General features: G+C 74.3%; 21 protein-coding genes. 12 read left to right on the forward strand and 9 right to left on the reverse strand.

Annotation, left to right across the window (positions count from 1 at the left end; all coding sequences use genetic code 11):
* The first annotated feature begins 259 nt into the window (after positions 1 to 259).
* Complete coding sequence (locus tag AB0R04_RS32850) at positions 260 to 934, forward strand: thiol:disulfide interchange protein DsbA/DsbL (protein WP_363377265.1); 675 nt, start codon at positions 260 to 262, stop codon at positions 932 to 934.
* Positions 935 to 989: 55 nt separating this feature from the next.
* Here AB0R04_RS32850 and AB0R04_RS32855 read toward each other — a convergent pair whose 3' ends face one another.
* A complete protein-coding gene (locus tag AB0R04_RS32855; protein ID WP_363377266.1) occupies positions 990 to 1,736 on the reverse strand; it encodes a class I SAM-dependent methyltransferase in 747 nt (248 codons plus the stop codon).
* A 57-nt stretch (positions 1,737 to 1,793) separates the two neighbouring features.
* Positions 1,794 to 2,933, reverse strand: a complete 1,140-nt coding sequence (locus AB0R04_RS32860) for a glycosyltransferase (RefSeq protein WP_363377295.1) — start codon at positions 2,931 to 2,933, stop codon at positions 1,794 to 1,796.
* Between the two features lie 66 nt (positions 2,934 to 2,999).
* Here AB0R04_RS32860 and AB0R04_RS32865 point away from each other — a divergent pair, with 66 nt between their 5' ends.
* Positions 3,000 to 3,785 (forward strand): aspartate/glutamate racemase family protein, encoded by a 786-nt coding sequence (locus tag AB0R04_RS32865; protein ID WP_363377267.1) that lies wholly within the window; start codon positions 3,000 to 3,002, stop codon positions 3,783 to 3,785.
* Positions 3,786 to 4,254: 469 nt separating this feature from the next.
* Here the strand turns inward: AB0R04_RS32865 and AB0R04_RS32870 are convergent, their stop codons facing one another.
* The gene (locus tag AB0R04_RS32870; protein ID WP_363377268.1) at positions 4,255 to 5,280 is read right to left on the reverse strand and encodes a polysaccharide deacetylase family protein; all 1,026 of its coding nucleotides are present in this window, start codon (positions 5,278 to 5,280) and stop codon (positions 4,255 to 4,257) included.
* A 372-nt stretch (positions 5,281 to 5,652) separates the two neighbouring features.
* Here AB0R04_RS32870 and AB0R04_RS32875 point away from each other — a divergent pair, with 372 nt between their 5' ends.
* The 3 genes from AB0R04_RS32875 (at position 5,653) to AB0R04_RS32885 (ending at position 7,337) form a co-directional block, all read left to right on the forward strand.
* Positions 5,653 to 5,925: a hypothetical protein gene (locus AB0R04_RS32875; protein ID WP_363377270.1), complete on the forward strand. Its 273-nt coding sequence runs from the start codon at positions 5,653 to 5,655 to the stop codon at positions 5,923 to 5,925.
* A gap of 340 nt (positions 5,926 to 6,265) precedes the next feature.
* Entirely contained in the window at positions 6,266 to 6,775 is a 510-nt protein-coding gene (locus AB0R04_RS32880; RefSeq protein WP_063350168.1) for a sugar transferase, read from the forward strand.
* 73 nt (positions 6,776 to 6,848) lie between these two features.
* Positions 6,849 to 7,337 carry an NUDIX domain-containing protein gene (locus AB0R04_RS32885; RefSeq protein WP_063350169.1) on the forward strand — a complete coding sequence of 163 codons (489 nt, stop codon included), beginning with the start codon at positions 6,849 to 6,851 and terminating at the stop codon, positions 7,335 to 7,337.
* Positions 7,338 to 7,456: 119 nt separating this feature from the next.
* Here AB0R04_RS32885 and AB0R04_RS32890 read toward each other — a convergent pair whose 3' ends face one another.
* Entirely contained in the window at positions 7,457 to 7,894 is a 438-nt protein-coding gene (locus AB0R04_RS32890; protein WP_363377296.1) for a PTS fructose transporter subunit IIA, read from the reverse strand.
* A 446-nt stretch (positions 7,895 to 8,340) separates the two neighbouring features.
* Between AB0R04_RS32890 and AB0R04_RS32895 the strand changes: the two genes are divergently transcribed.
* The 3 genes from AB0R04_RS32895 (at position 8,341) to AB0R04_RS32905 (ending at position 11,382) form a co-directional block, all read left to right on the forward strand.
* On the forward strand, positions 8,341 to 8,580 hold the full coding sequence (locus tag AB0R04_RS32895) for a DUF397 domain-containing protein (protein WP_063351581.1): 240 nt from the start codon (positions 8,341 to 8,343) through the stop codon (positions 8,578 to 8,580).
* Between the two features lie 718 nt (positions 8,581 to 9,298).
* On the forward strand, positions 9,299 to 9,793 hold the full coding sequence (locus AB0R04_RS32900; protein WP_063350170.1) for a hypothetical protein: 495 nt from the start codon (positions 9,299 to 9,301) through the stop codon (positions 9,791 to 9,793).
* Between the two features lie 317 nt (positions 9,794 to 10,110).
* Positions 10,111 to 11,382, forward strand: coding sequence for an acyl-CoA dehydrogenase family protein (locus AB0R04_RS32905; protein ID WP_363377271.1), 1,272 nt, complete (start codon positions 10,111 to 10,113; stop codon positions 11,380 to 11,382).
* Between the two features lie 35 nt (positions 11,383 to 11,417).
* Here the strand turns inward: AB0R04_RS32905 and AB0R04_RS32910 are convergent, their stop codons facing one another.
* Entirely contained in the window at positions 11,418 to 12,632 is a 1,215-nt protein-coding gene (locus AB0R04_RS32910; RefSeq protein WP_107452966.1) for an aminoglycoside phosphotransferase family protein, read from the reverse strand.
* A 473-nt stretch (positions 12,633 to 13,105) separates the two neighbouring features.
* Here AB0R04_RS32910 and AB0R04_RS32915 point away from each other — a divergent pair, with 473 nt between their 5' ends.
* Complete coding sequence (locus AB0R04_RS32915; protein ID WP_363377272.1) at positions 13,106 to 14,587, forward strand: hypothetical protein; 1,482 nt, start codon at positions 13,106 to 13,108, stop codon at positions 14,585 to 14,587.
* A 97-nt stretch (positions 14,588 to 14,684) separates the two neighbouring features.
* Here the strand turns inward: AB0R04_RS32915 and AB0R04_RS32920 are convergent, their stop codons facing one another.
* Positions 14,685 to 15,215, reverse strand: coding sequence for a hypothetical protein (locus AB0R04_RS32920; RefSeq protein WP_063350172.1), 531 nt, complete (start codon positions 15,213 to 15,215; stop codon positions 14,685 to 14,687).
* Positions 15,216 to 15,501: 286 nt separating this feature from the next.
* On the opposite strand from AB0R04_RS32920, the gene AB0R04_RS32925 reads away from it, so the two are divergent.
* Complete coding sequence (locus tag AB0R04_RS32925; RefSeq protein ID WP_363377273.1) at positions 15,502 to 17,013, forward strand: HEAT repeat domain-containing protein; 1,512 nt, start codon at positions 15,502 to 15,504, stop codon at positions 17,011 to 17,013.
* 125 nt (positions 17,014 to 17,138) lie between these two features.
* Here the strand turns inward: AB0R04_RS32925 and AB0R04_RS32930 are convergent, their stop codons facing one another.
* The 3 genes from AB0R04_RS32930 to AB0R04_RS32940 all read right to left on the reverse strand — a co-directional run bounded on the left by AB0R04_RS32930 (position 17,139) and on the right by AB0R04_RS32940 (position 19,585).
* Entirely contained in the window at positions 17,139 to 17,984 is an 846-nt protein-coding gene (locus AB0R04_RS32930) for an undecaprenyl-diphosphate phosphatase (RefSeq protein WP_363377274.1), read from the reverse strand.
* 271 nt (positions 17,985 to 18,255) lie between these two features.
* Entirely contained in the window at positions 18,256 to 18,969 is a 714-nt protein-coding gene (locus tag AB0R04_RS32935) for a class I SAM-dependent methyltransferase (RefSeq protein WP_363377275.1), read from the reverse strand.
* A 73-nt stretch (positions 18,970 to 19,042) separates the two neighbouring features.
* Entirely contained in the window at positions 19,043 to 19,585 is a 543-nt protein-coding gene (locus AB0R04_RS32940; protein WP_363377276.1) for a PadR family transcriptional regulator, read from the reverse strand.
* Between the two features lie 115 nt (positions 19,586 to 19,700).
* Between AB0R04_RS32940 and AB0R04_RS32945 the strand changes: the two genes are divergently transcribed.
* Together AB0R04_RS32945 and AB0R04_RS32950 are read left to right on the forward strand one after the other, a co-directional pair.
* Entirely contained in the window at positions 19,701 to 20,465 is a 765-nt protein-coding gene (locus AB0R04_RS32945; RefSeq protein ID WP_363377297.1) for an alpha/beta hydrolase, read from the forward strand.
* A 28-nt stretch (positions 20,466 to 20,493) separates the two neighbouring features.
* On the forward strand, positions 20,494 to 21,420 hold the full coding sequence (locus AB0R04_RS32950) for an aminoglycoside phosphotransferase family protein (protein ID WP_363377277.1): 927 nt from the start codon (positions 20,494 to 20,496) through the stop codon (positions 21,418 to 21,420).
* The last annotated feature ends 74 nt before the right edge of the window (positions 21,421 to 21,494 follow it).

The following is a 21,494-nucleotide window of genomic DNA, read 5'->3' on the forward strand; positions in this document are numbered from 1 at the left end:
GCGGCCGCCCGGGCGCACGCGTTGGAGCACTTCGAGCTCGGCGCCGTGGTGGACGCCTGGCAGGGGCTGGTCGCCGAGGTGTGGGCGGGGGGTGGCCCGGGGGTGCGCACCGGTCCGTGACAGACCCGCGGCGGCGGACCGGGCCGGGCGTCGGGTTGCACGCCGGGCCGGGCGTCGGGCTGGGCCGATCGGGCGAATCCGGGCCAGCGTGCCCGGCCGAACTCGACGGTAACGAACCGCCGCCAGCACACTGCCCGGTGTGAACTCGAAGTCGCTGCTGCGGTCCACCGTCCTGCTCGCCATCGCCGCCGGGATCGCCGTATCCCCCCTCCAGGCCGGCGCGGTGAGTCACCAACCCCCCTCCGAGGGCGCCCAGTTCGTCAAGCTCGACCATCCGCAGCCGGTGCGCGAGAGCGTCCGCACGGAGGCGGCCGAGTTCTTCTGGTACGACTGCGTCCACTCCCAGCAGCTCGAACAGCCCTTGCAGGCCTGGGCCGAGAAGCACCGCGCGGACGTCGCCCTGCGGCGCGTCCCGGCGATCTGGCCGGGCGGCCCGGACGAGGGCGCCCAGCGCGGTCACGCGCGCCTGTACTACACGCTGGAGCGCCTGGGCCTGGTCGAGCGCCTGCAGAGCAGCGTCTTCCGCTCGGTGCGCACCGACCAGACCGACCTCACCACCGAGGCCACCGCCACCGACTGGGCGGTGCGCCACGGCGTGGACGCCGAGCTCTTCCGCCGGACGTACCGCTCCGACGAGGTGGCGCGGTCGGTCGACGAGGCCGCCGCCGATTTCGTCCGCTATGGCGTCAACGAGCTGCCGACGGTGGTCGTCCAGGGCGAGTACCGGACTTCGCCGAGCAAGGCCGGTGGCGTCGAGGCGATGCCCGAGGTGCTGGACTACCTGGTCCAGCAGGAGCAGCTGCGCGGGAACTGAGCCCGCCGCCGGCCGGGGTCGGACAGCCCTCCGGCGGCCCGCCCCGCCCGGCGGTTCAGTCCCGGCGCAGCAGGTACGTCACGAAGCCGAACGTCCCCCGGTAGCCGTGCAGCCACTCCCGCCGGTGCCGGTCCGCGGCCTCCCGGGCGGCCGCCGCGTCGGGGTCGTCCGGGTGCTCCAGCGCCCACTCGGCCAGCGCACCCGTCCACGCGAACTCGTAGTCGTCCCACTCCTGCGGGCTGCTCACGTACCCGGACACCGGTGTCCAGCCGTCCGCCAGCACCCGGTCCGTGGTGGTCGCCAGGTCCGCGTAGTCGTCCCGGGCCGCGCCCAGCCCGTCCAGGGCCGCCCGGGACGGCTCCCGCTCCCAGAAGCCCTCGCCGACCAGCACCCGCCCGCCCGGGGCCAGGTGCTCGCGGGCCGCTGCCAGCGTCGGCAGCAGCCCGCCGAAGGCGTGGGTGGCGCCCACGCACAGCACCAGGTCGAAGGGCTCGACCGAGCCGAACTCCCGCGCGTCCACGTGGTGCAGGCCGATCCGGCGCGCCACGCCGAGCACGGCCGCCGCCTCCCTGGCCCGGGTCAGCGCCGTCGCGTCCAGATCCACCCCCACCGCCCGCCAGCGCGGACGCGCCGCCAGCGCCCGGACCAGCCACGCCCCCTCGCCGCAGCCGAGGTCCAGCGCCCGGCCGTCCGCCGCCCCGGCGGTCGCGCGCTCCAGCAGCAGGGCCACCGACTCGTCCGTCAGCGGTGCCGCGATCGGGTGGTGGGCATGGGCGAGACGGGAGATCCTCTGGCGGTCCATTCGAGCAGTATGGAGCCAACCGGCCTGCCGTGCCCGCGAATTCGGGGCCCAAAACGCTCAGGCCCGCGAGTACGTCCGGCCCTTCCACGCCGCGCCCCGGCCCCGCCAGTGCTGCACCGCCGAGTCCACTGTCATCAGCAGGTACAGGCCCGCCGTGAAGGGCAGCAGCAGCACGGCTGGCGCCGGCTGCCGGTAGTACCGCACCATCGGCAGATAGGTGCCCGCCATCAGCGCCCAGGCCGCCCCGCCCGCCACCGCCACCGCCGGCGCCCCCGCGACCAGCCCGGCCGCCGTGGCCACCGGTGGCACCAGGTACACCAGCCCCAGCCCCAGCACCGTCCCGAGCAGCAGCAGCGGCGAATGCCGCAACTGGGCGTACGCGCTGCGCGACACCATCCGCCACAACTGCTCCAGCCGCGGGTACGGCCGGACGCTGTCCACCGCCCCGGCCAGCCCCAGCCAGGTCCGCCCGCCCGAGGACTTCACCGCCCGCGCCAGCGACACGTCGTCGATCACCGCACCCCGGATCGCGGCCACCCCGCCGGCCCGCTCCAGCGCCTCCCGCCGCACCAGCGAACAGCCGCCCGCCGCGGCCGCCGTCCGCCCACCGGGCCGGTTGCTCCAGCGGAACGGGTACAACTGCGCGAAGAAGTAGACGAAGGCCGGCACGATCAGCCGCTCCCAGCCGGTCTCCACCCGCAGCCGGGCCATCTGCGACACCAGGTCCAGCCCGTTGCTCTCCGCCGCGGCCACCAGCTCCGCCAGCGAGTCCGGCCCGTGCGCGATGTCCGCGTCCGTCAGCAGCAGGTACTCGACGTCCGGACCGGCCAGCTCCACCCCGTGCCGCAGCGCCCACAACTTGCCCGTCCACCCCGGGGGCAGCGGGGGAGGAGTCGTGACGGTCAGCTCCAGCCCGTCCATCGTCCGCAGTTCCGCCGCCACCGCGCCCGTGCCGTCCGAACTGTGGTCGTCCACCAGGATCACCCGCGCCCGCCCCGGGTACTTCTGGGCCAGCAGCGTCGGCAGGCTCACCGGCAGCACCTGCGCCTCGTCCCGGGCCGGCACCACCACCGCCGCCTGCGGCCAGCGCACCGGCGGACGGCGCGGCGGCAACCCCACGTCGGTGCGCCAGAACAGCCCGTGGCAGCACGCCAACCAGAGCCAGACCAGCAGGGAGAACGCGGCGATCCACAACAGGACGGTCACTCCCGCAGTTTGCCGCAGAACCGGCCGGATCGGGCGGATCGACTAAAGTCTTGCCCCGTGAAGATCGCACTGATGGACTCCGGAATCGGCCTGCTGGCCGCCGCCGCCGCCCTTCGGAAGCTGCGCCCGGACGTCGATCTGGTGCTCTCCTCCGACCCGGCCTCGATGCCCTGGGGGCCGCGCACCTCCGAGGAGGTCACCGACCTCGCCCGCGGCTGCTCGCTCGCCGCCGCGGAGCTCGAACCGGACGCGCTGGTCATCGCCTGCAACACCGCCTCCGTGCACGCGCTCGCCACCCTCCGGGCCGAACTCGAACCCGGACTGCCCGTCGTCGGCACCGTCCCGGCGATCAAGCCCGCCGCCGCCCTCGGCGGCTCCGTGGCCATCTGGGCCACCCCGGCCACCACCGGCAGCGCCTACCAGCGCGGCCTGATCCGCGACTTCGGCGGCACCGCGGACGTGATCGAGGTCGCCTGCCCCGGCCTCGCCGACGCCATCGAACACGGCGACGACGCCGCCATCACCGCCGCCATCGCCGACGCCGCCGCCCGCACCCCCGCCGGCACCGCCGCGATCGTCCTCGGTTGCACGCACTACGAACTGGTCGACGACCGCATCCGCGCCGCCGTCGCCCCCACCGCCTCCCCGGCGCTCACCCTGCACGGCTCCGCCGACGCCGTCGCCGCCCAGGCCCTGCGCCGGGTCACCGACCCCATCCGCACCGGCGCCGGCACCATCACCGTGCTCCACGCCGGCGCCCCCGCCGCCCTTCCCCCGGCCGCACTCCTCTACCCCCAGGGGCGCACCCTCGCCGCCCTGATGCGCAGCACGCTGCCGGCGTGACACCCACCGCCCTCGCAGAGCACTTCGCCCTCCCCCGACGAGCCGCTGACGGGCCCCCGCCGGTCCGCCACCGGGCCAATTTTCGCCCGCCGGCGGTCCACCCTTCAGCCCGCGCGGAAGGCCACCGCAGCTGATCCCCATCCGGGGCAGCCGAGGGCAGGCTCTCTGTCATGAGTTGAGGGGCAAATCTTTGCCCTCCAACCTCCGGGGGTCGGTCGAGGAGTCCCGTAGTGGCCGGCTGTCCCTGGATCGCCGCCCCGACTGCCCGTCCGGGGCGGCTGATGCGGGAAGTCGGCCTGCCCGACGTTCTGTGCCCGTGGGGCAAGGCCTTGCCCCACGGGCGGGTGGTTTGCCGCTGAGGCGGGGCCAAATTTCGCCCCCCAGAGGTCCGCTGCCCCTCCCCGACAGGGCTCATTTTTGCTCCTGAGCGCTCCTGGGTGCCTCTGCGTCCCTCGCGCGCCCCGGCCGGTCAGGCGACGGCTTGGCGGCGCCAGCGGCGGTAGGCGGGTTCGAGGCCGGAGAGGATGGTGTCGAAGCGGCGGGTGCTGGTGGTGGAGTCGACCTGGAGGCGGCTGATCTGGAGCGGGTGGGAGGGGATGCGGGGGCCGAGCCGGTGGTCGGAGAGGAAGCCGAGGCGGTAGCCGAGCTCCTGGAGGACGGTTTCGGCGCGCGGGTCGTGCCCGCCGTCCGGGTAGGCGAAGGCGGTCGGGGGTTCGCCGAGCCAGCGGGTGAGGGCTTCGTGGGCGCCGGTGATCTCGGCGCGGACGGTGGCGTCGTCGCAGCGGCCGAGGCAGGGGTGCCCCTGGGTGTGGTTGCCGATGGCGACGCCGCCGTCGCGCAGGGCGAGCAGGTCGGCGGGGGTGAGCTGCTCCTGGCGGGGCGGGCGGCGGTCGGCGCTGACCCGTAGCTCGTGCAGGCTGCGCCGCCGGTCGGGGTCGGGCATGGCCTTGAGCCGGGGGAGTAGCTGGGAGGGGTGCCCGCAGTCGAGCGAGCGGGCACGGCCGCCGTGCCGGGCGAGGAAGTCGGCCTCGTGCCACCAGAAGGGGCGTTCGGTGCCGATGAGTTCGGAGATGACGAAGGCGGTGGCGGGGATGCCGCGGGCGTCGAGGGCGGGCAGGGCGTGGGTGAGGACGCTGCGGTCGGCGTCGTCGAAGGTGACCAGGACGCTGCGGGGCGGCAGCGGTCGCTGTTCGGTGACGGCTTGGAGGACGGCGGTGAGCGAGACCGGGGTGGCGAGTCTTCGGAGCCGGTCGAGCTGGGCGCCGAAGGACCGGTGGTCGGTGACGCCGTGGTAGGCGAGGACGGCGAGGCGTTGTGCGGCGCGGGCGCGGAACAGGGGTTGGACGGGGGCGAACCGCAGCCATTCGCCCCGCGCGTCCGGCCTGCCCCGGTCGGCGGTCGGGTGGCGGCGGGTGGCCGTCGGCAGCGGGCGCACGAACGGGACGGGCCTGGTGGGGGCCATGGAGATCGACGTGGTGGACTGGGACTGCGGCACGGTTCCCCCTCGGTCGCCGAGCGGCGTGGCGGTACCGCCGGAGGACGGAGCCCGGCCTCCGACTCCAGGCGGCGGCGGCTCCGCCTCCTGGGTATTCCGGTCCGCGGTGGGGGGCTCGCACCCTTCCCGCGAACGGCTCCTGGATCGCTCAATGCCATTGAGACCGCTGCACCGAGCGGATGGTTGTACCGGGGGGACGAGGATTTTTCGTGGACTGATGTGAACTGATGTGAACTGAATGTGGAGCCGGAATGCACGACCGGGGCGGTCCGTGACCTGCTCGGGTGAGGTCGGCGGGCCGGTCGCACCGGGTGGTCGAACGTTCACTCCCTGCGGGCTGCCTCCGGCGTTCGCCGGGGGTACCTTGGGCTCATGGCAGATGCGGACCGTGATCCCTTCCACCTGCACGGCGCGACCAGGATGGCCCGTGCGTGGAGTGGTGGCGCGCTGGTCACCCACCAGCTTCCGCTGGCGATGGTGGGTTTGGCCTGCCTTGCGCTGGGCATTGTGGTGGCGGTGATCGTTCCGGACAGTGACGGTCCGGCCTGGGCGATGGCGGTGGCGGGCTGTCTGGCCGCGGGAGTGCTGCTGCTCGGCCGGATCGCGTTCGGGCTGCTGCGTTACCGCCGGGGCGCCGCGCTCTAACCTCCTCAGCGACCGGCCGGCCTTCGGTGGACGGCTGTACTTCGATTGCCCTCGGCATTCCGAGCGGCAGATCGAGCAGCAGATCGAGCAATATTGGTCAGATCGACCGAATTTCGGCCTGTCGGACAATCCTCTGCCCACTTCTTTCACCATTCCCGGGCGACGGCTCCAAGGCGCCTTTACTGTGAATGCGTTCTTGCGGCTCGACGGTGCCGTGGACTCGACGGTGCCGTGGAGGGGAAGAGATGGGCGGCAGCGCCACGTCCGATCCGGGCGGAGAACCGGGTGGAGAACCCGACAGGAAGCCGGACGGCGCACCGCGCACCACCGTGTCCGCCGGATGAAGCGCGGCGGGGACCTCGCCCTCGCCGCCCTGGCCGGGATCGTCGCGCTCCCGTTGGCCCTGGTGATCGCCGCCCTGCTCCGCTGCACGGCGCGCGGCCCGGTGCTCCTGCGGCTGACCCGGGCCGGACGGCACGGCCGGGAGTTCCAGGTCCTCCGCTTCCGGACCAGCCGGGGAGGACGGCTCGGCGTGCTGCTCCGCCGCACCGGCCTGGACGAGCTGCCCCGGCTGTGGAACGTCGCCCGCGGCGAGATGGGGGTGATCGGCCCCCGGCCCGTCCGCCCCGACCAGGTGGTCCGCTACTCCCGCCGCGAGCGCGGCCGGCTCGCCGTCCGGCCCGGGCTGACCGGCTGGGCCCAGCTCCAGGCCCGCCGCCCGCTCGCCCGGCCGGACTGGGCCGAACTCGACCTCTGGTACGTGGAGCACCGCTCGCTCCGGCTCGACCTGCGGATCCTCGGGCTGACCGTGCTGGCCCTGCTGCGCCCGGAGGGAGGCCTCGCACGATGAGCCCGCGCGTCGCGGGTCGCACGTCGGTGGCGGCGGCCTGGGAGCCTGCCGGACAGGGCCTAGGCTGCGGCGTATGGCCATTCCCCCGTTCCTCGCCGATCTCCGCGCCCTGGTGGGCACCCGTCCGCTCTGGCTTACCGCCGTCGTCGCCGTCGTCCTGGACGACCACGGCCGGGTGCTGCTGGGCCGACGGGCCGACGACGGGAGGTGGGCGCCGGTCGGCGGCATCCTCGACCCCGGCGAGCAGCCCGCCGACGGCGTGGTGCGCGAGTGCCTGGAGGAGACCGGGGTGGTGGCCGTGCCCGAGCTGCTCGCCTCGGTCACCGTCTCGCCGCAGGTCACCTACCCGAACGGCGATGTGACGCAGTACCTGGTGCTGACCTTCCGGTGCCGGGCGGTCGGCGGCGAGGCGAGGGTGAACGACGACGAGTCGCTGGAGGTCGGCTGGTACCCGCTGGACGGGCTGCCGCCGATGATCGAGGTCGAGCACGAGCGGCTGCGCCACGCGCTGGAGTGCGAGGGGTCGGCGGTCTTCGTGTGGGAGGGCAAGGAGCGCCCCTGACCGGCGCACGGCGGATGGTCCGCATCCTCGACTCCCCTCCCCGGGCGGGCCGGGAGTTCGGGCCCTTCGCCGATGGTAGCCGTCCGGTCACCCCGGGTGGGGGGAATTCGCGAGGCCGCTCAGCCCTTGCGCTGCCGGTAGGCCTCCTCCGCGGCGTCCAGGACGGCGGCGAGGTCGCCGCCCGCGGTGGCGGTGGCGGTGGCCGCCACCGCGCCCTCGACGAACGGCGCGTTCGCGAAGCGGACCGGGAACGGGAGGCCGTGCTCGTCGGCGTCGGACAGCAGGGCGCGCACGGTGGTGACGGCGCTGCCCAGGTCGGCGAGCACCACGACCCCGTGGCCCTGGTCGACCCGGCGGGTGGCGGCGGCCACCAGGACCGCGCTGATGCCGGGACCGCCCTGGTCCCCGCCGGTCGCGGCGATCGGGGCGGGGGAGTCGGATCCGGTCAGTGTGAGCGCGAGGGCGCGCACCGCGATGGCCAGTTCCTGGCTGTGCGACACCAGGACGATCCCGACCCGGCCGTGCGTGGGGGGCCGGCCGGAGGCGGGCCGGGGCAGCGTGGCGGGCGCGGGTGGCGTGCGGGGCGCCGGGGGGTGTGCCGAGGGGGCGTCGGAGATGGGGATGACATCGGCGCGGGTGCCGTCCCGGCGGCTCATCGGCTGCTCCCTCTGGGCGGTGGCGGGTGGTGGTGGGCGGTGCTGGGCGAGGTGGTGCGGGCCGCATCCGGTGCGCATCGGGTTCGCGGGGCCGGGGCGGGGCCGGGGCGGGCCGTCGAGGGCCCGTGTACGGCCGGCGGGGGGTGGTCCCCCGCGCTGCCAAGCACTCTGGCAGCTCCGGTGGCCCCCGTCGGGCGGGACACGCGTTGAGCGGGCCTCCTGCGGCGTCCGGGCCCGGCTGGTGGAGTCCTCGTCAACCCGCTGACCGGGGCGGGCGGGTGTGGTTAGGCTGGCCGGGAAAGCCGTCGGGAGGAGACCGGGTAGTGGCAGTCAACAGTGGGATCGACGTGGAGGCGGGCGGCGCGGAGCCGCAGCTGGCGCCGAGCGGGAAGCCGAAGGTGGACTTCAGCGGGGCGAAGTGGCTGTGCAGCAGCCAGGGCGTCGGGGATGTCCAGATCGCGTTCGTGGACGGCTACATCGGGATGCGGGACGGCCGCCAGGAGGACGGTCCGGTCCTGGTGTTCACGCCGGGGGAGTGGCGGGCCTTCGTGCTCGGTGCCCGGGACGGCGAGTTCGACCTCACCTGAGCCCGAGCCACCGTCGCACGACCGCGGAGCGGGTCCCGTCGGAACGGGGCCCGCTCCGCGGTCGATTTCGGCCCCGAACATCACAACTGATGATCTATTGAACGTGCCCCGTCAGAATTTCTGTTGACTGTTAGACAAACGCAGCTCAGAGTATGAGCACAGGCAGACGCCGTGCCCACCGCCCCCACGCGGCCAGACACGGCGCCTGCTGTGCGACCCGGCAGCGTTGCCAGGCCATCCTCCCAGTCATCCCCTGCGCACCGGGGTGCGTCGGCCGGTCCCGGCCCACGAGGGGCCGGCAGTCGCCGGGAGGCTGGCGTCGACGTCGAGAGCGACTCGGCGGCGACACCGTTTGCTCGGGACCCGCACGCCCCCACGCGGCGGCGTCCCGAGCAAGATCCGCGGGAGCGACGGGCCGGGGCCCCGCGGATCTGGCTTGTGGTGATGGAACTGTTGGCTTGTGTGCTGTGCTGTGTGCGACGACGAAGCTGGGTGCTCGGCAGTTCGGCACGACGATGTGCACAGTGAGGGAAACGCGTGTAGGGCCGCGTTGCGACATGCCGTCCCCCCGGAGGGTGAAACCCGGAACGGCTGTCGTGCTGAACCGAACGTAGCCCGGACGGTTGCTCAGAGTCAACATTGGTCTCTGAGCGTCGATCTCCCGACGGTGCCCCACCCACCTCGCGAGCGTGGTGTGCCGGGCACGTACGATGTTCCCATGTCTTTTCTCCGCCGTCGCTCCGGACAGCCCGCCGGCCCGGACTTCGACGTGCTCGCGATGGACCCGGGTGACTGGCCCGGCGACTTCGGTGCGGCCATGATGACCGGCCCGGACGGCTCCTGCCAGGGGATTTTCCTGCGCTACGACCTGTTCGGCGGCAGAGGCCCGGCGATGTTCATCGGCAACCTCCCCGAGGGCTCGCCCGCCCGGGAGACCGGCGACAGCGTGCCCTTCGAGGTGCGGCAGCTGCTCGCGGCGCTGGAGAACGACGAGCCGGTCGACTTCGTCTCGGCCGAGGACTTCCCGGTGATGCTCGGGGACGACCTGCTGATCGTGAAGAAGGTCAAGGTCAGCGAGGAGCGGGTGTTCTGCGCCCAGTTCGGGCGCAGCGACGGCGTCCAGGTCACCATCGCGTCCTGGGACCGACCGATTTCGGACGACCTGTATCAGCTGTTGAAGCCGCTCCCGGCCGACATGTTCCAGCAGGGCTGACCGGCCTCGACCGGGGCTCGGACGCCGCTTGACGGTTTCGATCACAGGTTCGTACAGTCGCGAACATGTCGTGCCGTCTCCCGCTGCTGACCCGTCGCAGCTATCTGGACCTGCGGCGCACCGCCAGCGCGGTGTGTCCGGGCCGCTGAGGGGGATTCGTCCCCGAGGCGGCGGGCGGCCGGCCGTTCGTGGCCGGCGCCGAATCCGGGGGCGGGCCGTGAACTGACCTCCGAGGCCGCCCGTCCGGTACCGCGCGCCCGTCCGGCGTGCCGCCCGCATCTGCCGCGCCCACGCTGCCGCCCGGAGGCCCCAGCACCATGACGACCACCGCCGCTGACCGTTCGCCCGCGGACCGCCCGTCCGACACCGCGACCGCCGCCGCCTCGGGAGCGTCGGATTCCGGCCACCCCGCGCCCGATCCCGCGCCCGACCGCTCGGCCGTCGTCGCCGCCCTCGCCGGACTTCCCCGGGTGGTCGACCTGCTCTCCGCCCGCGCCGAGGAGCACGACCGCGACGCCACCTTCCCGTACCAGGGCATCGAGGCGGTGCACGAGGCCGGACTGCTCACCCTGACCGTCTCCCAGCGGTACGGCGGGCCGGGCGGCACGCTCGCCGACACCGTCCGGGTACTGGCCCAACTCGGGCGCGGGGACGCCTCGGTGGCCGTGGTCACCGCCTTCACGCTGCTCCAGCACGCCGAGCAGGCCCGCCGTGCCTCCTGGCCGACGGCGGGCTACCGGCGGCTGCTCACCGAGTCCCGGCGCGGGCCCGCCCTGGTCAACACGCTGCGCGCGGAGCCCGGCGGCCGGCCCGAGGCGCTGCCGGACACGGTGGCCCGGCGGGACGGCGAGGGCTGGTTGTTGACGGGCCGGAAGACGTACTGCACCGGCGCCGAGGCGCTGGCCTGGATGGCGGTGACGGCGCGGACCGACGAGCCGGAGCCGAGGCTGGGGACGTTCCTGGTCCGCGGCGAGAGTGAGGGCCTGGAGATCGACCCGACCTGGGACCAGGTCGGCCTGCGGGCCAGCGCCAGCCACGACGTGGTGCTGGAGCAGGTCCGGGTGCCGACCGAGCTCGCGCTCGGCCTCACCGCTCCCAAGGGCGGCGCGGCGGACGCGGCCGGGGCCGCCGAACTCTCCCTCGCCTGGCACGATCTGGCGCTCTCCGCAGTGGCGATCGGGGTGGCTCGCGCCGCCCAGTCCTGGCTGATCCGCTTCCTCAACCAGCGCACTCCGGCCAATCTGACCGAGCCGCTCGGCACCCTGCCCCGCTACCGCTGCGCCCTCGGCGAGATCGAGGCCCAGCTGATCGGCGCCGAGGAACTGGTCGAGGGGCTGGCCCCCCGGGTGGACCGGGGCGAGCCGGACGCGGTCGCCCGGACCGGCCCGGCCCACCTGCTGGCCACCCGGGCCGCGACGGCGGCGGTCCAGCAGGCGGTCTCGCTCACCGGCAACCCCGGTCTGAGCCGGCGTCACCCGCTGGAGCGCTACCTGCGGGACGTGCTGAGCAGCCGGGTGCACCTCGCCCCGGACGAGGCCGTCCTGGAGGCCGCTGGCCGGGCCGCCCTGGAGCGCGGCGGCCGGCCGTAGCGGATTCCGGGCCCCGGGGCTCGGGGCCCGGAGCCTCAGCGGGTGCCGACCGCGGCCCGGACGGCCCGGCGGGCGAGCGCGGCGTCGTCGTAGAGCCGGCGGATCATGATCCGCTGCTCCTCGCCGGCGCCCGGCACGTCGTACAGCCGGATCTCCCGCATCAGCACCAGCACCAGGTTGACCAGGAACGCGTCCCGGGCCAGCGTGCCGCCGCTCTGGGCGAGTTGGCTGATCTGGCGGCGCGCCGCCGTGTCGCCGGACAGCACGCTCCACAGCACCGCCAGGTCGTAGCCGGGCAGGTACCAGCCGGCCTGCTCCCAGTCCACCAGCACCGGGCCGGACGGCGCCAGCAGCATGTTGCTGAGCAGGGCGTCGCCGTGGCAGAGCTGGAGCGGGGTGTGGCCGAGGCCGTGCAGCAGGCCGCGCAGGTCGCCGGCGTCCCGGTCGGTGAGCTGGCCCACCGAGTGGTAACGGGCGATCTCCATCGGGTAGTCCATGCGTGGCTGGAACACGTCGGTCGGCGGCCGCCACAGGTTGAGCGTCCGGACGGCGGTCAGCAGCGCCCGCACCTCGCCCGGGGTGGGCGCGTTGACCGGGTGGCGCTCCCGCGCGGCCGGGCGCCCGGGAACGCGCTCCATGACGAGCACGCAGCGGTCGTGGTCGGCGGCGACCAGCCGGGGCAGCCGCACCGGCGGGCGGTGCCGGACGAACGCCCGGTAGACCGCCACCTCGTGGTGGAAGTCGGCCACCAACTGCTCGAAGTAGCCACTCCGCACCGCCTGCGGCGCCAGGCACTTGGCGACCACCGGGGCCCGCCCGATGGTGCCCGCCACCAGGATGTGGCGGCTGCCCTCGCGCAGCACCTGGCGCGGGGTGAACGCGGGACATATCCGCGCGACGCTCGCCAGCGCGGCCCGCACCGCCGGGGTCTGCAGCGCCGACGGGTCGATCCGCTCGGGGCCGCCGACCTGGCCGGGACGGTGCGGCGGGCGCAGCACCCGGCCGTCGGCCTGGCGGGCGAGCGGGAGCCGGCCGCCGACGGGCGGGGCCGCTTCGGGGCCGCGGAGCCCCAGCGCCGTACGGCCGGACGGGACCCGGGCGTCCGTGGACCGGCCGTCGGTGCCGTGCGGGGCCACCGGGCGGCTCGACGGGGGCACCTGCTTCGGCCCGGGGCGCCCGGCGGCCGCGGTAGGGGGGCGCAGCGCGGTGCGGGTCGCGGTCGGCGAGGGGGTCGTCGCTGAGGAGTACATGGGGTGAGGGTGGTCCCTTTCTGTCCGTCGGCAGGTGCGCCCCGCGGTGCGGGGAGGGCCGGTGCCGCGTGCTTCCTGGCGTGACGGCGGCCCTGACTCGGTGCGGTGGGTGGTGCGCGGGCGCCGGGCACGGACGCGGGGTCGGAAGACCCGGACGACGGCGGTGCTCCGGCCGTCCGCACCCTGGGGAGTACGGTCGGCCGGACTGCCGTGGCCGTGCCCGGCGCCCCCGCGCCACCCGGCCGCGCCACCCCCTCGGGTGAGGACCGGGAGCGTCCCGTGCCACGGTCGGGGGACTGCCCCGACGCCGGTGGGACGCCGCCCGACCCGGGGGCGAGGTGGCGCACCCCTACAACACACCCGCGGCGCACTGGCTTAGTAGTCTGGCGGGCCCTGGCGAACGGTGGCGAATGCTCGCCTGGCACTTGCCGGAGCCTCTAGCCTCGAATCAGCCGAGGAACCTGGGGGCTTCGTTGAGCAGGGAACCCAACACCCGACTCGCTGACTTGTTCGTCCTGACCGGTTGGTCGAAGGGCGAGCTCGCGCGGCTGGTCAACCGTCGGGGTGCCGCGATGGGGCAGCAGCAGCTGTCCACCGACACGTCGAGGGTACGGCGCTGGATCGAGCAGGGGGAGATCCCCCGGGATCCGGTGCCGAGGGTGCTGGCGGCCGTGTTCACGGAGCGGCTCGGCCGTGTCGTCACCACTGAGGACCTCGGTCTGGAACGACACCGGCCCACCAGGTCCGGAGCGGCGCAGTCCGCAGCAGTGCCATGGTCGCCGGATCGAACGGCCGCGGTCCTCACCGAGTTCACGGGAATGGACCTCATGCTGAACCGACGTGGATTGGTGGGCGCGGGTGCCGCGCTCACGGCCGGAACGGTCATCGCCGATTCGTTGAAGGGCTGGCTCGGGGGGGACGCGGTCGCGTACGCGGCCTCGGTCCCCGGGCCGCGCCAGGTGATCACCCAGGGCGGGGCGCGCCCCGCGGTGGACGTGTACGACGCGGGCCCGGTCGGGCTCGACGAGGTGGAGTCGCTGGAGCGCTCGGTCCAGGTGTTCCGCGCCTGGGACGCGGCGCGCGGCGGCGGGCTCCAGCGCAAGGCGGTGGTCGGTCAACTGAACGAGGTGGGAGGCCTGCTGACGCACCGGCACCCCCCGGTGGTGGAGCAGCGGCTGTGGCTGGTCGCGGCCAACCTGGCGGTGCTGGCGGGCTGGATGTCGCACGACGTGGGCCTGGAGCCCACCGCCCAGCGGTACTTCATGATCGCGGCGGAGTCGGCCAAGGAGGCCGGCGACCGGCCGCGGGCCGGCGAGGCGATCTCCCGGGCCGCGCGGCAGATGGTCCACCTGGGCCGGGCCGACGACGCGATCGACCTGATGTCGGCGGCCAAGGCGGCCGGCGGCCGGGTGCTGCCGAGAACGCGCGCGATGCTGAACACCGTCGAGGCCTGGGCGCACGCCTCGATCGGGCACTCCCAGGACACCTGGCGGTTGCTCGGCGAGGCCGAGGACCTGTTCGCCGAGGGGGCGCCGGAGCCGCCGCCGTCCTGGATGCAGGTGTTCGACGAGGCCGAACTGCGCGGCATGCAGGCGCTGGTGCTGCGCACGTTGGCGGAGCACGACCCCTCGGCGGCGGCGCAGGCGCAGCGGCACGCGGAACGGGTGATCACCCTGCGGGAGGGCACCGGGCAGCTGCGCTCGGCGCTGTTCGACCGGATCACCCTGGCCTCGGTGCACTGGCTGAGCGGCGAGCCGGACGCGGCGGAGTTCCAGGCCAAGATGGTGATGAACCTGATCGGCCAGAACTCCTCGCACCGGACCTGGGACCGGCTGCGCGAGATGTACCGGCTGACCGCGCGCTACCGGGGCCTGCCGGTGGTGGACGAGCTGCGGGCCGAGCTGGGGCGGGAGTTGCGGGCGGCGGACGCGAAGAAGCGGCCGAAGCGGTCCTGAGGCCCGGGGTCCTGAGGCTTGGGGGTCCTGAGACGTGGAGGTTGTGAGGCCCGGAGCTTCTGCGGCCCGGAGGTTCTGAGGCCCCGGCGGGCCCCGGTCAGTTCGGGGGTGCCGGCCGCAGCAGCATGCGCAGGGCGGTGACGGTGCCGTCCGTGCCGAGGACGGGCTCGCCCGCGCACTCGACGCTGGCGTGCGGGGCGCCGTCGCGGCGGATCCGCAGGGTGCCGGCGGAGATACGGCCGTGGATCAGGGCGTCGGTCATCATCCGGCGCAGCACGGGCCGGTCGGCCTCGGGGAGGCGGTCGGGCAGCCGGTCCAGGCTGAGCGGGCCGTTGCCCGGGTCGCAGCCGAGGAGCTGGTAGGTGTCCGCGTTCCAGTGGACGCGGTCGGTGAGGAGGTCCCATTCGGCTGAGCCGATGAGGTGGTCGCGGCCGCCGTCGGCGTCGGGTCCGTCGCCGAGGTCGGGGTTCTTGGACGGCTCCTGCGCCGTGCCGTCCACTCTGCCGTCCGTTCCGCTGTCGGCGTCGCCGCTCGGTTCGCCGCGCGCGCCGTCGTCCGTCGCGCCTGCCGGGGCGCCGTCCACCGTGGCGGTGTCCGGCGGGCGGGCGGCGCCTATGGGCATCTTCATGGCGGGTCCATGGCTCGGGGGTGGCCCGCCGCGTGCGGGCCGTCGGTGGTGAGAAGACTGTGGCACAGCGCCCTCGCCCCTGCGGGCGATTTGGACATAACGCAGGCAAAATTCCCCTGGCATATGCCACTGTGGCAGCAGCCTTCGTCGCCCTGTGTGCGGAAGGTGGCGCGAGGCGGTAACCTTCGGTGATTCCGGCGCCCGGGCGCCCACCGCAGTACCGACCAGAGACCCCGGCGACGGAAATCCCGTTGCCACTACGACCGCCGCAACGGATGCTGACCTCATGTTCGAGCCAGTGATAGCACCCAGTGCCAGCCTCCTCGGCCTCCTGCAGCGAGGCCGCGGTGACGGGCAGCTCCACGCGCTGGCCGCCGACCGTACCGAGGCCATCGCCGCGCTGGAGGAGTGCGTCACCAGGGATCCGCGAGCCGACTGGCAGGTCGAGAACCGCTCCCTCTACTACGCCCGCCTCTACATGGAGCTGGAAGCCCCCCTCGACGGCATCGAGGACCACCTCCACTCCGCCGAGGACCTCGTCAGCGACGACGAGAACCGCACCGGCCTCGCCCTCTCCGTCCTGGGCCACCTCGCCGCGTACGGCCGGCGCGACGCGCTGCTGATGCTGCGCGAGTACACCGCCACCGGCGCCAACTGGGCCTGGGCCCTCGACGAGCTCGCCCTGCGCGACGACGACCGCGGCCTGCTGCTGCTCGGCACCGCCGTCCTGGACCGCTTCGCCCCGGGCGCCGAGGGCGACGCCGAGCTGCGCGAGTTCATCCGCAACGCCTACGAGCCCCGGCCCTGGCGGCTGTGGGCGGCCTACCACCCGAGAGTGGCGGCGGCCAGCGAGCAGTCACCCTTCGACCTCTGGCAGCGCCAGCTCAACCGCGGCGGCGTCACCCCGGGCTGGTCCACCGCCGACGTCCTGGCCTGGGCCGACCAAGGGAGCCTGGGCGCCCTCGGGGCCGGCGCCTTCCTCGGTGGGGCCGACAGCCGGCCCGATCCCGCGCCCGACGCCGCCGATCCGGCCGCCCCCGACGCCGTGGACCGCCGGGCCGCCGCGGCCGCCCGCTGCCTGACCGCCGTCGTCCGGCCCGAGGACCGCCCCGCCGTGCTGGAGGCCGCCCGCGGTGGCCTGCCCGGCGCCCGCCGGGCCGCACTGCGCTACCTGGTCGACCAGCGCGACCCGGCCGCCGTCGAGCTGATCGAGGCCGCCGCCGTCGACGTCGACGACCGGATCGTGCGCGCTGCCCTGGAACTGGTCGGCCGGATGCGCGGCCCCGAGGTCCTGGCGCAGGCCCGCCGCTGGGCCGACCCGGCCACCGGGGGCGCGGACAGCGCGCTCGGCGAGGCCGCCGTCAAACTGCTCGCCGACGCCGGGGAGCCGGCCGACGCACCGCTCGTCGTCGACGGGCTGCGCCGCTGGGTATCCGTCCGCGGGGTCAGCGGTACCGGGCTCGGCTCGCTGGTCGACGGTGCGGGGCGGCTGGTCGCCGCCGACGCCGTCCCCGTGCTGCGCCACATCTACGGGGAGGCCGCCTCCTCCGAACTGCGCGGCCGCGCCGCCAGGGCGCTCGCCGTGACCGATGTGCACTTCCCCGAGGGCCCCGCCGTCGAGTGCCTCTGGGACTGCGAGGAGTCCACGCGGGAGCTCGCCGCGCGCCATGTCGCCACCACGGGTGACGCGCGCGTGCTGGAGCGCCTGCGCCGGCTCGCCGCCGATCCGGCCGAGGAGGCCGAGGTCCACGCCGCCGTCCGCGGCCGGCTGACCGCCGCCCGGGAGTTCGGGCGGTAGGGCCCCGCAGGCCGGTGGCTGCCTCCCCGATCCTGGCGAACGACGGGCCGGGACACCCCCTCGGGTGTCCCGGCCCACTGCTGTTCCGGGGTCCTGCTGGAACGCGGTCCTGGTGGAACGCGGTTCTACTTCACGACGCCCGCGTCCGGGGCCAGCACACCGCCGGCCACCAGTCCGATGATCAGGACGCCGAGCAGCACCCGGTAGACCACGAACGGCAGGAAGCTGTGGTGCGAGATGTACTTGAGGAACCAGGCGATCGCCGCGTAGCCGACCGCGAAGGCGATCGAGGTGGCCAGGATGGTCGGCCCCCAGGCCGGTGCCGGGCCCTCGCCGATCTTGAACAGCTCCAGCGCCCCCGAGGCGAGCACCGCCGGGATCGCCAGCAGGAAGGAGTAGCGGGCCGCCGCCTCCCGGCTGTAGCCGAGCAGCAGGCCCGCGCTGATCGTGCCGCCGGAGCGGGACACCCCCGGGATCAGTGCGAGCGCCTGGGCGAGGCCGTAGACACCCGCGTGCGGCAGGGTGAGGTCGGTGATCGGCCGGGCGTGCCGGACCGCGCGGGTGCGGTCGGCGAAGGCCAGCAGCAGGCCGAAGACGATCAACGTGGTGCCGATGATCCGCAGATCGCGCAGGTGGGTCTCGATGGTGTCCTGGAACAGCTTGCCGAGGATGCCGATCGGCAGCGTGCCGATGATCACGAACCAGCCCATCCGGGCGTCCGGGTCCGAGCGCAGCGCCGGGCGGAACAGCGACAGCGTCCAGGTCCGCACGATCGAGACGATGTCCCGGCGGAAGTAGATCAGCACCGCGGTCTCGGTGCCGAGCTGGGTCACGGCGGTGAAGGCCGCGCCCGGGTCGTCCCAGCCCAGCAGGGCGGAGAAGACCCGCAGGTGGGCACTGGAGGAGACGGGCAGGAACTCGGTGAGCCCCTGGATCAGACCGAGAACGGCCCCGTGGAACCAGTCGATCACCAGACACCCACCGGGGGTATCTGTGAGTCGTCGTACATGTGCGGTCCTCGCAGGTCGGAGCGGGCGTGCGGGCAGGCGGACAGGCCGCGACCCGCACGGCCATCGGGCCGCGCACGGGCGGGCGCGCGGCTGATGGTACGGGGTGAAGATGACTATTCTTTGTTCACCCTTTGACCCGGCTTTGCCCGTCGGTCCTTCCGTGACCCGCTGACTCCTCCGCTGACTCCTCCGCTGACCCTTCCGCCTGCCCTTCTCCCTGGCCTTCCGCCGCTCAGCCGGCGGGCCGGACGCGGACCCAGGTGCGGTCCTTGGTCAGGTAGCTCTCGACCGTCAGACCGGCGTCCGCCAGCGCCCGGTCGAACGCGGCGGTGGTGAGCGGCCGGGAGCGGAAGGTGTGCGTCCAACGGCCGTCCGGGAACTCGTACTCGGCGTGGACGGAGTTCACGCCGTCCCCGACCGGCGTCGAGGAGACGATGCGCGACACGCCGTCGGTGCCGAGCCTGCCCTCGCGCGGCACGTTGAGGTGCCAGTCCTCGCCCTCCCGCTGCATCAGCACGCAGCCGTCCGCGGCGACGTGGCGGCGACAGGTCTCCAGCAGGCCCTGGCGGACCGCCCCGTCGCCCGCGTGGATCAGGAAGGAGGCGAGCAGGACGACGTCGAAGCGCTCGCCGAGGTCCAGCCGCTCGATCGGGCTGCGCACGGCGCGGATGCCCGCGCGCACCCTGGCCAGCATCTCGGGAGACTCGTCCACCGCCGTCACGGTGAAGCCGCGATCGGTCAGCGGGTGCGTCATCCGGCCGACGCCGCAGCCCAGTTCGAGGATGGTGGCGCCGGCCGGCACCGCGGCCTCGATCACGTCCGGGGCGTCGCCGACGGGGAGCCGGGCCCAGAGCTCGACGGCGCAGCCGTCCGGGGTGATCGCGCCCGGGCCCGTTCCGTCGTGCCCCTCGCGTCGTACGTTGCCGGTGTGCGTGTCGTTGGCCATGGGCGTCATCGGAACACGGGCAGGGCGGGGAGGGAAGGCGCCGCAGCGGGTTTTCGGTCAGTCCGTCAGTCCGTCACCGTCGGCCTGTCGGTACGTCCTCCAGTTCGGCCAGGGTGGCGTGCAGCCAGGCGAGTTCGGCCTCGCTGGTGGCGCGGGCGATCAGCAGCAGGCCGCGGCGGAACGGGTCGGCGAACTCCTCGGCGCCGACCGGGCGGTCGCCGTCGTAGAAGAAGCTCGCGGGCTCGGAGAGGAAGGCTAGGCGGCGGCGGAGCACGGCGGCCTGGGCGGCGGGATCGTCGAGGTGGCGCAGGAAGGAGAGCAGGGTGAACCAGCGGTTCTCGTCGCTGATGTCCAGCGGCTCGGGCTCGCGCAGCTGGTCGAGCAGTGCGGTGCGGCCGGCCTCGGTGAGGTGGAGGGTGTGCCGGGGTGCGGCGGCGCTGCCGGGCTCGGTCTCGCGGACCAGCAGGCCGTCGGCCTCCAGGCGCTTGATCGCCGGGTAGAGCGTGCCGTCGCTGATCGGGCGGACGTGCCCGGTGAGTGCGGCGAGGTGGCGGCGCAGCTGGTAGCCGTGCAGCGGGCGGTCGTAGAGGAATCCGAGGATCGCGAGCTTCAGCATGGGGCCACTCTCGCAGATTCGTCCCTCGAAGCCTCGGTATATCGGTTCCGTGATACCTCGATGGCGAGGTATGGTCTGGGCGTTCCCAGCCCCCGATGGAGGAGGAGTCCCCGTGCTGCGCCATGCCCCCGTCACCCCGAACGGCGACCGGATCCGATGGGTCGAGCTGCCCGGAGCCGAGCCCGCCCGGCTCTACCTGCACGGCCTCGGCGCCAGCTCGCCCGCCTACTTCGCGGCCGCTGCCGCCCACCCGGGGCTCGCCGGGCGCCGCTCGCTGCTGCTCGACCTGCTCGGCTTCGGCCTCAGCGACCGGCCCGCCGACTTCGGATACACCCTGGAGGAGCACGCCGACGCCGTCGCCGCGGCCCTGGCGGAGGCCGGGCTCGCCGGAGTCGAGGTGATCGGCCACAGCATGGGAGGCGCGATCGCCGTCGTCCTCGCCCACCGGCATCCGGAGTCGGTCTCCCGGCTCGTCCTGGTCGACGCCAACCTGGACCCGGTCACCCCCGGCCGCCGGCCCGGCAGCAGCGGCATCGCGAGCTTCACCGAGGAGGAGTTCCTGGCCGGCGGCCGGGACGAGGTCGCCGCGTGGGTCGGCCCGTTCTGGTGGTCCACGATGCGCCTCGCCGGGCCCGAGGCGCTGTACCGCAGCGCCGTCCACCTGGCCCGGGCGACGGTGCCGACGATGCGCGAACTGCTGCTCGGCCTCGACCTCCCGCGCACCTTCCTGTACCCGGAGGCGGACGGCGAGCCGCGCGGCGCCGACCAACTCCGGGAGGCGGGCGTACGGTTGGCGGCCGTCCCGGACTGCGGGCACAACATCATGCTCGACAACATCGACGGCTTCGTTTCTGCGGCCGGCCTCGAACCTCGACCGTAGGCTGGGAAGTTGGAGAGGAGCCCACCTGATGCCTGTTGACGTCCCGCCCGCTCTGACCGCGTCCCTGGAGAATTCCCTCGGCCCCGAAGGTTGCGCCTGGGCGGCCCGACTCCCCGCGTTGGCAGGCGAGTTGCTCGACCGCTGGGAGCTGCGCCCGGACGGCCCGCCCGCGCACGGCATTCACGCGTTGGTGCTGCCTGTGCGGCGCGCCGACGGCACGTCCGCGGCGCTCAAGCTCCAGCCGGTGGACGAGGAGACGGAGGGCGAGCCGGCAGCCCTCCGGGCCTGGGGCGGGCGAGGGGCCGTTCGACTCCTCGGCCACGAACCGGCCTCGGGCTCGATGCTGTTGGAACGCCTCGACCCGGGGCGTTCACTGCTGGATGTCGCGGACGACCGGGAGGCGCTGCACGTCATCGCGGGCCTGCTGCGGGAATTGGCTGGACGTCAGATCAAAGTCCCGGACCTGCGGCGGCTGGCGGACCTCGCCGACGGTCTGCTCGCGCGGGCCCCGGCGGCCGCCGCAGCCCTCGCCGACCCGGCCGAGCGGCGCTTGCTCACCGACTGCGCCGCCGCCCTGCGCGAGGTCCGCACCGAGCCCGGCGACCGGCTGCTGCACTGGGACCTGCACTACGGCAACGTCCTCGCCCCGCCCGAGGGCGGCGGCCGCGCCCCCTGGCTCGCCATCGACCCCAAACCGCTCGTCGGGCACCCCGGCTTCGAACTCCTCCCGGCGCTGCGCAACCGCTGGGCCGACGTACTGGCCACCGGCGACGTCGCCCGGGCGCTGCGGTGGCGGTTCGACGTCCTGGTGGAGGCACTGGAACTGGACCGCGAGGCGGCGGTCGGCTGGACGCTCGCCCGGGTACTGCAGAACGCCGTATGGGCGGTGGAGGACGGGGATTCGGCGCTCGACCCGGCGCAGCGGGTGGTGGCGGAGCTGCTGTCGGGGCGTTGAGCGGAGCGCGCGCAGCGGGCGGAAAACAGCGGCCTGCAAACCGCGAGCGGAAACAGCGGGCGGAAATAGCGAGC

It is taken from the genome of Kitasatospora sp. NPDC056731, from assembly GCF_040687675.1.
Lineage (GTDB): Bacteria > Actinomycetota > Actinomycetes > Streptomycetales > Streptomycetaceae > Kitasatospora.